Source organism: Nostoc sp. C057 (genome assembly GCF_013393925.1).
GTDB classification, from domain to species: Bacteria; Cyanobacteriota; Cyanobacteriia; order Cyanobacteriales; family Nostocaceae; genus Nostoc; species Nostoc muscorum_A.
Map to the genome: position 1 here is coordinate 7,098,678 of NZ_CP040281.1, position 12,625 is coordinate 7,111,302.

A 12,625-nucleotide genomic window follows, 5' to 3' on the forward strand; every position below is an offset into this window, starting at 1 on the left:
CTATGTTCAAAACATCTGCAATAAATAAAGGTCATTTTTACTTAATATTTCCGAATATATTTGATTTTAAGGGAGGTATTCAAGTTTACTCAATGTTTTTGCTCAAAGCGTTACAAGATGTATATCCTGAAGCTGATTATGATGTATTTCTCAAGTATGATAAGCAGAATTTAAAAACCCAGCAAAACTTACAATTTTTAAGTTCAACAAAATTTCATTATTTTGGAAACTTGCCAAAATTATTGCAAACAATTTTATTTGCTGCTAAAATAATTATCTTGGCTATTTTCCAACGCCCGACTGTAGTTATATCAACTCACGTTAACTACGCTACTGCTTGTTATATTTTAAAACTTCTAACTGGGATTCCTTATTGGGTAGTTGCTCATGGCTTAGAAGTTTGGGAAATAGAAAACAATTTTATAAAACTAGCATTACAAAAAGCAGATAAAATTATTAGTGTTAGTAATTATACCCGCCAGCGTTTGCTTGAAGGCAAAAATATTGATTCAGAGAAACTATTTGTTTTACCTAATACGTTTGATGCTAATCAATTTAAAATAAATCCTAAACCTAGTTACTTACTCAAGCGATATAACTTAACAAATGAACAGCCTGTAATTCTAACAGTAACGCGCATGGGACGTATGGCAAAATACAAGGGTTATGACCAAATGCTTCATGCTTTAGTTAAAGTACGGTTGTGTGTTCCTGATGTTCATTTCATTCTCGCAGGTAAGGGAGATGATATACCTAGAATAAAAGCTTTAGTTGCTAAGTTAAATCTCCAAGATTGTGTGACTATTGCGGGATTTGTCCCAGATGAAGAATTGTGCGCTCATTACAATCTCTGCGATGTTTTTGCTTTGCCTAGTAAAGGAGAGGGATTTGGAATTGTTTATCTAGAAGCTTTAGCTTGTGGTAAACCTGTATTGGCAGGTAATCAAGATGGTTCTATAGATCCCTTGGCTGAAGGGAAGTTGGGATGTTTGGTTGATCCTGATAACGTTGAAGAAATAGCCTATAATTTAATAAAAATCCTACAAGGCGATTGTTCTAATCCAGTAATTTACCAACCAAAATACTTGCAACAAAAAACTATTGACGCTTTTGATTTTAATCAGTTTCGTGCAAACTTAGTAAAGTTAGTTAATGGTCATTAGTTATAATTTAAATAAAAATGGAAGACTCAGTATTTATTATATTTCTTTCCTTTGGGTTTATTTGGGTTTTGATGGGAGTTGTAGGTTGGATTGCGTTTCTAAAATCTGAGGGTGAAGAAATTAAGTTTGGAAAATGGGGACTGATAGTTGCTATTCCAATCTTAATTCCAATAATTTTTACTTTGATTATTGGTGTTCTTTATTATAGGTAAAAACAGTAATTCTATCGTAATATTTATGTCAACCGCAGGTAAGCCTAAGTAGTTCACTTGTGAATTGCACCCCTGACCAAAATCACTGTACTTTCTACACCAGAGGCGATCGCTTCGGGAATATTACCTTGAATTGCCTGCTGCAATAATCCCTCGCGTGATGCTCCCAAAACTACAACATCGTAACCTTCGGTTTTCACTAGGTTAATCACACCTTCCGCTACTGAATCAGCTTGCACTGGGAGCGCAACTACAGTACTAGATAATTTTTGCCGTCGCATCAAATGGCGAATAGCTTGTTCTGAAATTGACATATCCGGCTTGAATTCAAATGCCTTAAACACCTGTGTCAAGTGAATTTGCGGTTCATTCCCCAATGTAATTAAAGCAGGTAATAACTTAATTGCTAGCGGAGAATTGGGGCCACCAGCCATTGGTACTAACCAGCGATTGAACTGGGGGCTGGAAATTAGGGAGTGCCCAGTTGTGCCTAATTTTACTAACACGACTTCGCAGGTGGCTTGGCGAATTATGTTGTCGACAACGCTGCCAAAAATCCGACCAGGGGTAGATGTGTTACCTTTCCATCCCATTAGAATTAGGTCGATGTGTTGTTCGTTGATTGTTTCTAAAATTGCTTGGGCGACATCGTGGGTAACTCGAATCTGCGTGTGCAAGGGGATTTTCCACTTTTTTGCTAAAACTTCTGCCTGTCTTAGCAAGCGGCGACTTTTTGCCGTTCTTACCTGTGTTTCTGATGGGGAACTGTGGCGGGGTATGAGCATAACTTGCACGCAATCTATTTCATAATGGCGATCGCGGGCAATAGCTGCTGCCATTTGTAATAAAATACCTGCGGTTTCGGGATTAGCTACTGGTACTAATAATCTACCGCTACCGGTGCTAGGCGATCGCGTTTGGTAAACTATGTATGAAGGTTCTGGTTGCAGCTTAGGAGTTCCATTTCCACAATTGAGATGATCTACTTCCGCCCGAATAATATCTGCACGGGTAATAATCCCGATCAGTTTCCGTCCATTCACCACTGGTAAGCGACTGATTTGATAGCGATCGAGTAAATACAACACATTGGCCAGAGTGTGAGTCGGTGTTACCGTCATCGGGACAGGTGTCATAATTTCTTTTAAGAAAATATCGGCTAAATTGCGATCGCGGAGCGTGTGCTTTGCACTCTCACGAATTTTCAGCAAATCTGATTGCGTCACAATCCCTACTAACTTGCTATCTTCTACCACAGGAAAACCGCGATGATGGGAACGAGCAAAGGACTGCATGGCTTCTTCTAAGCTCATCTCTGCATCCAGAGTTTCCACTCGTTCTTGCATCACATCTTTTGCAGTTAACTTAGTTAATGCTCCCTCCATTGGAAGTTGTTTGGTGAGAGTAATACCTTTTAACTCCAAAAGTTTCTCATAAAGCGAACCAGGTACTACCTTATCCGCAACCAGATAAGCTGCTACAGAAACAATCATTAAAGGTAGTACCAGATTGAAATCTGTAGTCATTTCAAACACAATCACAATTGCTGTGATTGGCACTTTGGAAACGGCGCTAAAAAATCCCCCCATCCCCGCTAGGGCGTAAGTAGTTGGAGAACCAACTCCAGTGATATATAACTCAGCTACACCGATGATATGTCCTAAACAAGAACCCAAAATCAAACTGGGAGCGAATAATCCCCCCGGCGCTCCCGAACCAAATGCTATGAGTGTGAGGATGAATTGGGCGGTAAAGGCGATCGCTGCTACTGTAGGTTGTGAATCTCCAGTAATGAAGGACTCCCGTAATCCTGTATTATCACGGAAGGATGCAGGGAGCATAGCCACGACAACACCAGAGATAAATCCAGCTAAAGCTACCCGCAGGGGTAAGCTGATGTGTAATCTTCTATAAAATTTAATACTAAATATTAAGCCACTATGAAAGAATGCACCCAACAACCCTGCCAAGATCCCTAACAGTACGAAAAAGGGTATTTCTGGGATAGAAAATTGGCTGGAAGATTGCGTTAATTGCAGGTTAAGGTCAAAAGAGCCACCACCTAAGAGTCGGGATATAACTCCACCAATAAAGGAGGCGATAATGGCAGTTCCCAGAGTTAATCCTGATAAATCTTGGAGTAACTCTTCAACGATAAATAATACACCTGCGATCGGAGCATTGAAAGCAGCAGCCAAACCCGCACCCGCACCGGCTGCAATCATTTGCCGTCGATGATCGGGCGAAGTGGGAACCCAACGACTCATCCCTGCTGCCAAACCTGCCCCTACTTGGACAGTAGGGCCTTGCCGTCCGAGAGTCATGCCCGAACCGATGGCGATGATAGCACTGAGTAACTTTACACCTGCTACCCGCCAGGATAAATTCACAGGCACATTGGCTAGACTTGCTTTGACTTGCGGAATACCGCTACCAGCAGCCTCTGGTGCCAATCTATCCACCATCCATCCAGCGAGAAATCCCAGGACAAGACCAATTACAGGTAATACCAGCCATGCCGGAAAAAGGTGGGTTGTATGCACTCGCCATGTCCCCAGCCATCCCGATCCTACTTTTAGGAACACCGCAGATAGGGCAGCAACCAAACCGATAACACAAGCTTCGGCGATCGCTAAACCTCTTCTAGGCTGCCACCAGGTGCGAAAACGCTGATTCATACCAATTTTGGATTTTAAATCTTGGATTACAAATCTTTCCTAAAAAGCTGTTTAGTGGAATCTTAGAGGATGGTTTAAAAGTTTATCTCAAGGCTCATATCTCCGACTTCTTTAAGAAGTCGGGGATATTGTTATTCACAAATAATTTAGGATCGCTATACAAAAGCACTCTCCCCAATTACGAATTACGAATTATTTAATTGCTTCTCCCCGTGGTGGATAGCCCTTCTACTATCAGAGATGGAGTATAACAAGAACCATTCCAGTCACCATCATTGCCCAGTGCAACCAATTGCCTCAGGGCTGTGTAAACATTACCTGCAACCATAGTATCCTTAACGCGCCCAATTACTTGACCATTTTGGACGCGGTAGCCTAAATCGACATTGATCGAAAAATCTCCAGAAATACTGCCACCATCACCCAGCATTTGATCCACAATCAAGCCATCATCTAGTTGTTGAATCAAATCTGGTAGTGATGCCGAACCTGGCTGGATGAGAAAATTAAATAAACCAGGGGTGGGATAGCTGCCTAAACCAGGGCGAAAACCATTTCCAGTAGTGTCAGTACCCAGTTGGCGGCCGGTGGTGCGATCGCCATAGAAATGCTGTAAAATCCCATTTTGGATAAATACTAAAGATTGAGTCGGAGTACCTTCATCATCAAAAGGGCAACTGTAAGGGCCAGCTTCTGGATCTTGGTAGAGAGTGAGACTGGGGGCAACAACTGGGTTCCCTAAACGTTCTGCCCAAGGTGAAGATACTTCTAAGACTTGCTTACCATTCAAAGCGGCTTGCACAGTACCCCAAAGCATATCAGCAGCTTTAGAAGTGAACAAAATTGGGACACGACCAGTAGGGGGCGAGACATTTTCTCTGGCCCAAATTAACCGTTGTAAAATTTGGTTAGCTAATCTCTCAGGGTGAAGTTCTCCCCGCTTGGTTTGACCATCAGCAACACTTAAAAAATCATCGCCACGTACCCATTCTGCTGATACATAGCAGTTGAGGGTAGTATCAGTGTAGTAACAATCTAAACCTTTAGTGTTGACTATTCTGGTAGTTTCAATATCACATTCCCAGTCACCATTGCACACAACATCGGGATAGACATCGCGGATGAGTGCGATCGCTTCTTTGCCCCAGTCTACCAAAATCTCTATCGGTACACTTTCTCCTAAATCTGGGTAGGAGGGCTGAAAGTTAGAGCCTAATTCTACAGTTTCCGGTTCATTCAGATGGCTTAATGCCAGAGCTTTTTCCACCATCACTTCGGCTAAGACAGAACCGTAAGCCACCGTCAGCCCCGGACGACCGTTTCGCCAAAGCCGTAGTGCTGTACCTTCAGATTGGTTGGTTTCTAGCTGTTTGAGTCGGTTTGCCTCAAAAAACACTGGACGAGAAAGCGATCGCGACTGATACACCTCAGCAGCTTCTGCTCCAGATTTTATAGCTAGTTCCAGCAACTGTTCGGCTAGTGTATCTTGTGACAAATTTTCAGAACCCATGACCCTTAGTGAATTGTGGATTTTGAACCGCATATCAACGCACCTTGGAGAAAGTGCGATCGCTAAAAACCAACGATCGGGCTTTCTGCCAATGGACGCAGATAACTATCCAAAAATCATCAGCGTTTCCTTACAGTTACGATTTGGAACCGCAGATCAAAACTGATGGACGCAGTTAATTATCCCAAATCATTGTCATGTCTCAACGGATCTAGTCATTTGTCATTTGTCATTTGTCATTAGTCCCCAATTTCCAATTCCCAATCACCCATTCCCAATCCCCATCTTCAAAGATTAACCTCTTGCAAAAGCCAAAAACCAGCAAAAGATTCTGCTTTGGGATCAGACTGTATACCAATAAAATGCACTCCGTTAGCTTTTTGCTTGGCTTCTTCAAAACCTTTAGCCTCTGCCAAGACTTGAGGTTTTTTGATATTTGCCACAATCCAGCTTTCATTAACACCCGTTTCTAAAAGCAATCTCGGCTCTTCACTGGTGTCAAATCTTAAGAAAGCTAACTCCAAACCAGACATCCAGCCAGCCAAGGGTAAGGCTCTCGGTGAGAAAACCAAAATACCAGGAATACGGGCTTCGGGTGAAACTTTTGCCAATTCTAAAGGGAAAGCTTCACCAAAGCCAATTTCCCACTCTGGCATTTCAGCCAAATCCGCAGCATCCAAGGTAACAAATACCCACTGTTGCCCTTCCAAAGCATCTGGTAAACGTTGCGGCAAAGGTTTCTCCAAGCGGACTGAGGGATTAGTCCCCCCTTGATACCCCGGTTCTTGAGGATACACTTCCTTCATCCGCTCTTCTAGCCATTGGTTAAGAACCAGAGTGCGGCGGCTAGGCTGGGCGGGAATGCTTATATCTTGACAGGCTTTTGTAATCATGTTGTTCATTTGGCGGCGGAAAAAGCGGATTTTAATTGGTGCTTTTCCAGCTTGGTTAATAGCCTCTTGCAATGCTGTCCGCAACCAGCCCGAGTTTACCTGGGTACTGGGACAATATTGAGCATAGCGAAACAAAGAATCTGGTTTTGTGTCAATATCCAAGGGGCTTTCGCAGACTAAGACTTCCCAAATTTTTTTCTGATTATCGTCCAAAATCGGACGGGAGTAAAAATCGATTTCCCAAATACTGCCCATGTTTTGCGGTAAAAATCTGGCTGTTATGTTTTCCTGATATGTTGATCATACGAGTCTTGGGGCAGCATGGAGAAATGGTGAAGACAAGAAGGAGATGAATCGCAAGACAAGCTAAAGGAATAAATAACTATCAGCCCATACTAGGCTGGAACACATTGCTAAGTTTGCCTTAGAAATTAAGCCCTTAATTGAGGGTGGAGCGATGTCAGGCAATAAAGTTAGTTTAAAAAAATGGCCCTACACTAATTCTGATTACCGAATTCAGTGAGGCTTAGGGCGAAATAGTTAGTTAAAAGTGGTAATTTTATCCCTGAAACTCCAAATTTCTTAACCGAGTATCGCAGATGACAAATGCTGAGAAAATTCTTTGCAAGCAGTGGCAAGGTGGATATGAGCTTTACGGACGAGACGGCTTTTTGAGCGGGGAAGCTGCGGGTCGTATTGTTCGTGCCGTGCTTGACCTTCCCTGCACGTTTACAGACTTCGACTGTAAGACACCCAGTGACCCACTCTCCTTTGAGCGTTTCGAACGCATTGCCGATCGCATCACCAGTCGCGCGGTGGGGGTTGACCCAATTCTCAAAGAGATATTTGATACAGTTGGCGGACAGCCAGACTCACTATTTGTCACCCCCCACCAAATTCGCCAAGCCATAGAAGCTGTCGGAATTCGCCCCGATGACCCACGTCTTGGCGACCTCGGCACCCGATTGGTTAATGGCGACCTTGACGAACGGCTCTCTCCGTCTCGCTTTCTCGCACTAGTAGCATCGAATGTTTTTCTGATCAGCCGCATTCTCCGTCGCGATCTAGCCGTACCCGATTTTGATGAATTCCGTAGAGACTTGGATAGCCTCTATGAGCTAGTTGAGCCAAATCACTCCGGTGCTAATGCCGATTACATTCCCGTGCTGCGTGACGCTGATCCAGAGCGGTGGGGAGTTGCCTTTTGCTCGGTAGACGGACAGCGATATGCACGCGGTCACGTCAATGATTTTTTTTCTATTCAAAGTACCTCTAAACCAATCACCTACGGTTTAGCACTGAGGGAAATTGGTTCTGTCCGCACTCATGAATGGATTGGCATGGAGCCAAGCGGACGACCCTTTAACCACCCCGAACTACTGCCAGATCAGCGACCTTACAATCCGATGGTCAACGCTGGCGCAATCATGAGCTGCTCGGTACTCGCTTCAGCATTTGAAGGTGTCTTACCCAGGGAAATCATTGATTATGTCGCTAGCATTTGGGAGCGGATGTGCGGCTCCTTAGTGCGGTTATCTGAAGAGACGATGCTTTCGGAAAAAGCAACTGCCGATAACAATTTTGCTTTAGCCTACCTGATGCGTGGGCGTAAAGGGCTGCCCGCACCACTGGAAAACACGCTCGATATCTACTTCGGATTGTGTTCGTTAGAGTTAACCTGCGATTCAATGGCAGTCGCAGCCTCAACGCTAGCTAACGGCGGTGTTTGCCCAATCACAGGAGAGCGCGTTTTCAGTGCTGAGGTTGTTAAGTCTGTACTGTCGCTCATGGCTAGCAGTGGTATGTATAACAACGCGGGCGAATTCTTTTACCACATCGGCATCCCTGCTAAGAGTGGCGTGAGCGGCGTGGTGATGGTCGTGATACCCAATTTCGGCGGCTTCGCTACGTTTTCACCCCGACTGGATGCCTTTGGCAATTCGGTGCGCGGCGTGGAGTTCTTCCGTAAACTTGTAGCTAACTTTACCTTTCATACCTTTGATAATATCAGTGGCGGATTCAACGGCTTCAAGAAAGATCCAACCCGCGTTGGTTCGCCCCAAAATAATAGCCGGTTGATCCGTTGGGCTGCCGATCTGGGGGATATCGAGATGCAAAAGCTGCACGCCCTGTTTGTGCGATCGCTGGCTGCGGTAGCATTGACCTGCGGCGGCTTAGATGAGGCAGGTGTTCGTCGGGTGCAAACAATCTACGCTGGGTGTATGTGCGGTTTCCTCACACGAGACGAACTGACCGCCTCTGCCGTATTTTCCAATTCTGTGACTGCGATTGATGAGTTGTGCGAGGAGATAGCCAAAGCACGCGATCGCTTAGATACGAGAGCTGGTGAACTGCTGTTTGAGGGCGCGTTGCTGCTGCTGTCGCGCACAGGTGCAAAGGTGAGTGAGCAGGCGCGACTGCTGCAACGCCTCGCTCACAGCTTTGATTTGTCTGAGGAAACAACGGAGTTTCTTGTTGCTCGGTGGGACAAAATGAATCTTGAAGAAGTTCTCGCTGCACGCGGTGTTGATCTCTCGACTCCGGTAGAACCTGAAGTGAGCGGTACGGACGAGATGGTAAACAAAACTAACACTGACAAATTGCATTTGTCGCGGGAAGAGATGGTTTTCTATGTCCGCGACTCATGGGAATTTGCTAGCCGCCACCGGGAACAGGTAGCCAAGCAAATGTATGCACGCCTGCTGTGGACGGATGAATCGGCGGCAGTACTGTTCATTCGCACTGATATGGAGCAGCAGTCCGCGCTGCTGACGCACATGCTTGATGTTGCAGTGTCTAAACTTGATGTTCTTGACGAGATTACCGACACGGTGCGCGAACTGGGACGGCGGCACGTCTCCTACAGCATCCTCCCCGAACACTACTCGACGGTGGGAGCAAGCTTACTTTGGGCGCTGGAGCAGACGCTAGGGCCGCAACGCTGGACAGATAAAGTCGAAGCAGCATGGAAATCAGTTTACACAATACTCATGAGCGTGATGCTTGAAGGCGATCAACAAGCTCGTGATGGGGTGTAATCAGCCAAAAACACTTATTGCTTAACCGTTAGCAGTGACTGCTAACGGTTGCCGAATCTGAAGAGCAAAAAATTTCGGGGTGTTTGGGCGACAATTCAATAACCTTTTAAGCCGTTTGGTGTGGTGACATAAAATTAGTATTACCTGATATATCCGATCATCATTTACTAGATCAAGACCTATAACTTGCTCTAATAATTTGTGAAGAATACGAACCGCAGGCATCGCGTCCATTTTAGGGGCGATAAAAAATAGTGCGATCGCTAAAGTATCTCCTTAATTAACCACGATTGATCCAAACACCTCTGAGTCCTGCTGCTTTAGCGGCGTAGTAGTCTTCTACAACGCTATCGCCAATATGCCATGCTGCTGAAGGGGAACATTTATGTTTATCTAAGGCAATAGCAAAAATTTGAGGATCGGGTTTAGCTGCACGTACCTGGGTAGCAATGGTGACGGAGGTAAAAAACTCTCTCAATCCCAAACTTTGCAATACTGAATAAATCCGGGAATCAAAATTGGATAGCACCCCCAAGGTAACTCCCAACCGCCGCCAGTTGATTAAAGCTGGTAAGACATCGGGATAGACAAACCACGGTTCGCCAGTGCCAAAGTGAATGTAAAGTTCGCTAAAAAAAGCCGAAAAGTCAGAAAATTCCTTGAGAACACCTGCACTTTCAAAAGTGTTCAGGGCAATTATCCGCCACCAATCAAACTCGCGTTGGGGAATATCTTGGAGTTCTGCATCTGGAAATATCGGCGGCGGGGCTGCTTTAAAGCTTTTGATGAAGGCTGTATTTAATGTTTCGGCTGGAACCGTCACACCAAATTCCTCGGCTATCTGACTATAAACTTTACCCACACTGCCTTTAACATCGAAGAGTGTACCCACAGCATCTAAAAAAATAACTTTCGGTTGTTCCATCGAAGTTTGAAGATTTTGAATGTTAGATTTTGGCTCGTTAGAGAGGTTCTGTGGGTAGAGTCTAGCATCTGCTAAGTAGCTTGACGAAAATAAAGTAAATCATTGTCATTTGTCATTTGTCATTTGTCATTGGTCATTAGTCTCCATCCCCTATTTCCAATTCCCCATTCCCAATTCCCAATTCCCAATTCCCAATTAAGTTACTTAGAAAGTGTCTCGATGATTGGACGCACTAGCCAATTAAAACCAACTTTGAGTTGATGGTCTAAAGTTGGCAACCTATATAAATAGGCAATCCGACGGGCGACGGATGCCAAGGGGCCATCTAGTTTAATTCCCAAACCAGTAAGGGTGGCGTTGTTTTTACCCAATGTCATCATTTCTCCTAACTGTTGGTAGTGGAAGGGAAGGAGAGGACGATTAGTGAGACTTGCCCAAATATTCCAAGCAGTATAATCAGCTTGTTGAAAAGCTGCTTGTGCAGTGGCGGGGACTTGCTGTCCTTCAACATCATGAGAGTCTGCTAAATCTCCCAAGGCAAAGATTTCTGGATGATCAATCACTTGTAAATTAGATGTAGTGCTGATTTGACCGCGCTGATTTTGCTTGAGGGGAAGAGATTTCACTACGGGCGCAACCTTATTTCCCACAGTCCAAATAACCAAATCTACGGGAATCGTGTCTAACTGGTTTTTGTACTCTAGGGTGATGCTATTTTGCTCTATTAATTCGACTTTGGTTTCTAAATCTAGAAATACGCCACGAGCTTCTAGAGCTTTTTTTGCTGCTTCGCGGTTAAATTCTGGAGAAGTACGCAAAATTTGATCGGCGATTTCAACGATCCGAAAGCGTCCTCTTTCACCGAGTCTGTCGGCTAACTTACAGGCTAACTCTACACCACTGTAGCCAGCTCCAATAATTGCCACCCGAATTTTATCAGCATCCGATTCTTCTAAAAATCGCAGGCGTTCTTCCAAGCGATAGGCATCAGAGATGGTGCGGAATGGGTAGCCGTAGGTTGCCGCACCGGGGACTAAATCTAGCGGTGTCTCACCTCCTAGTGCCAGCACTAAGCGATCGTAAGGGATTTCTGGCCCTTCATGTATATTTACCCGTTGCTGGTCGATGTCAATTCCAGACACAACTCCTTGATAAAAACGCACCCCTGTGCCTTGTAAAAGTTCTTCAAAGGGTGGGGCAATTTCCCAGGTTTGCAGTTCGCCAGTGAGTAATTCGTAAAGTAAAGGGGAGAATAGGAAGCGATCGCTTTGATCTACCAAAACAATTTCGGGTTTTTGCGTAGATTCCCAAGGTAACTGGCTTAAGCGTAAGGCTGTGTAGAGACCACCAAAGCCTCCGCCAAGGATACAAATTCTAGAACTTTGTTCAGTCATCGATTTTATCTATAAAAGGATCAATACAAGCTGGGCAACTAACTTCAGTCTAGTCAGTTAAAGCGGACTTTTCAAAATCACATCAAGTTTTTGAGAAATTAATCATTAATGGTCACAGTTATCTAACGGTCGATTCGCTATATTTAACGGTTAACAGGCAACGGCTAAAAGGAGTTAAAGAGATGGAAATTAAGCCAACTGACCCATCGCTAGCACTCATGGAAATTCCCCCTGGCTATCTCAACATTATGGGTTACGTCGATCAATCAGAAGTTAATGGCCCTGGTTGTCGTGCAGTCGTCTGGGTACAAGGTTGTCTTCGTGAGTGTCCTGGCTGCTTTAATACTAACTCTTGGTCATTTGAGGCTAACCAATTGATTGCTGTTGATACCCTTGCCGAGAATATTCTCAGCAATCCCCACAATATGGGTGTAACATTCTCTGGTGGAGAACCATTTTGGCAAGCAACTGCACTAGCGTCTTTAGCTCGTAAAGTAAAAGCTGCTGGGTTAAATGTAATGTCTTTTTCTGGGTTCACTCTCAAGCAACTACAGTCTCAATCTGCACCTCCAGGTTCCCAAGAATTGTTAGAACAACTTGATATCTTGATTGACGGGCCTTTTGTCCAATCTCTGGCAATTAATTCTCCTAACTCTCCAGTTTCTTCTAGTAATCAACGGGTTCGTGTCTTAAATCCGGCTTTCGAAGACCAGATTACTTGGGCTAGCGATCAAATAGAAGTCCACATCCTCAAGGATGGTGGCCGCATTGTCACTGGTTATCAAGGTGGGCTGGAATTAACGTAGGGAATT

9 protein-coding genes are annotated in these 12,625 nt (G+C 44.5%); 4 read left to right on the top strand and 5 right to left on the bottom strand.

Annotated features, from left to right (window positions below; genetic code table 11):
* Positions 1 to 2 precede the first annotated feature (2 nt).
* Positions 3 to 1,163 (top strand): glycosyltransferase family 4 protein, encoded by a 1,161-nt coding sequence (locus FD724_RS30090; protein WP_179075140.1) that lies wholly within the window; start codon positions 3 to 5, stop codon positions 1,161 to 1,163.
* Positions 1,164 to 1,428: 265 nt separating this feature from the next.
* Here FD724_RS30090 and FD724_RS30095 read toward each other — a convergent pair whose 3' ends face one another.
* On the bottom strand, positions 1,429 to 4,053 hold the full coding sequence (locus FD724_RS30095; RefSeq protein WP_179075141.1) for a chloride channel protein: 2,625 nt from the start codon (positions 4,051 to 4,053) through the stop codon (positions 1,429 to 1,431).
* 196 nt (positions 4,054 to 4,249) lie between these two features.
* Entirely contained in the window at positions 4,250 to 5,563 is a 1,314-nt protein-coding gene (locus FD724_RS30100; protein WP_179075142.1) for a TldD/PmbA family protein, read from the bottom strand.
* Between FD724_RS30100 and FD724_RS30105 the strand changes: the two genes are divergently transcribed.
* Positions 5,562 to 5,729 (top strand): hypothetical protein, encoded by a 168-nt coding sequence (locus FD724_RS30105; RefSeq protein WP_159402452.1) that lies wholly within the window; start codon positions 5,562 to 5,564, stop codon positions 5,727 to 5,729. The two genes, FD724_RS30100 and FD724_RS30105, sit on opposite strands and share 2 nt — an antisense overlap.
* Positions 5,730 to 5,850: 121 nt before the next feature.
* Here the strand turns inward: FD724_RS30105 and FD724_RS30110 are convergent, their stop codons facing one another.
* A complete protein-coding gene (locus FD724_RS30110) occupies positions 5,851 to 6,711 on the bottom strand; it encodes a Tab2/Atab2 family RNA-binding protein (protein ID WP_179075143.1) in 861 nt (286 codons plus the stop codon).
* A 344-nt stretch (positions 6,712 to 7,055) separates the two neighbouring features.
* On the opposite strand from FD724_RS30110, the gene glsA reads away from it, so the two are divergent.
* The gene (gene glsA / locus FD724_RS30115; RefSeq protein WP_179075144.1) at positions 7,056 to 9,494 is read left to right on the top strand and encodes a glutaminase A; all 2,439 of its coding nucleotides are present in this window, start codon (positions 7,056 to 7,058) and stop codon (positions 9,492 to 9,494) included.
* A 280-nt stretch (positions 9,495 to 9,774) separates the two neighbouring features.
* Here glsA and FD724_RS30120 read toward each other — a convergent pair whose 3' ends face one another.
* Together FD724_RS30120 and FD724_RS30125 are read right to left on the bottom strand one after the other, a co-directional pair.
* The gene (locus FD724_RS30120; protein ID WP_114080555.1) at positions 9,775 to 10,419 is read right to left on the bottom strand and encodes an HAD family hydrolase; all 645 of its coding nucleotides are present in this window, start codon (positions 10,417 to 10,419) and stop codon (positions 9,775 to 9,777) included.
* A gap of 200 nt (positions 10,420 to 10,619) precedes the next feature.
* Entirely contained in the window at positions 10,620 to 11,813 is a 1,194-nt protein-coding gene (locus FD724_RS30125) for an NAD(P)/FAD-dependent oxidoreductase (RefSeq protein ID WP_179075145.1), read from the bottom strand.
* 182 nt (positions 11,814 to 11,995) lie between these two features.
* Here FD724_RS30125 and FD724_RS30130 point away from each other — a divergent pair, with 182 nt between their 5' ends.
* Complete coding sequence (locus tag FD724_RS30130) at positions 11,996 to 12,619, top strand: 4Fe-4S single cluster domain-containing protein (RefSeq protein ID WP_179075146.1); 624 nt, start codon at positions 11,996 to 11,998, stop codon at positions 12,617 to 12,619.
* Positions 12,620 to 12,625 lie beyond the last annotated feature (6 nt).

Bases quoted from the DNA above. Each gene is read 5' to 3' on its own strand.
- FD724_RS30110 (WP_179075143.1), bottom strand. From the start codon at position 6,711: ATGGGCAGTATTTGGGAAATCGATTTTTACTCCCGTCCGATTTTGGAC.
- FD724_RS30095 (WP_179075141.1), bottom strand. From the start codon at position 4,053: ATGAATCAGCGTTTTCGCACCTGGTGGCAGCCTAGAAGAGGTTTAGCG.
- FD724_RS30125 (WP_179075145.1), bottom strand. From the start codon at position 11,813: ATGACTGAACAAAGTTCTAGAATTTGTATCCTTGGCGGAGGCTTTGGT.
- FD724_RS30100 (WP_179075142.1), bottom strand. From the start codon at position 5,563: ATGGGTTCTGAAAATTTGTCACAAGATACACTAGCCGAACAGTTGCTG.
- FD724_RS30120 (WP_114080555.1), bottom strand. From the start codon at position 10,419: ATGGAACAACCGAAAGTTATTTTTTTAGATGCTGTGGGTACACTCTTC.
- glsA (WP_179075144.1), top strand. From the start codon at position 7,056: ATGACAAATGCTGAGAAAATTCTTTGCAAGCAGTGGCAAGGTGGATAT.
- FD724_RS30105 (WP_159402452.1), top strand. From the start codon at position 5,562: ATGACCCTTAGTGAATTGTGGATTTTGAACCGCATATCAACGCACCTT.
- FD724_RS30090 (WP_179075140.1), top strand. From the start codon at position 3: ATGTTCAAAACATCTGCAATAAATAAAGGTCATTTTTACTTAATATTT.
- FD724_RS30130 (WP_179075146.1), top strand. From the start codon at position 11,996: ATGGAAATTAAGCCAACTGACCCATCGCTAGCACTCATGGAAATTCCC.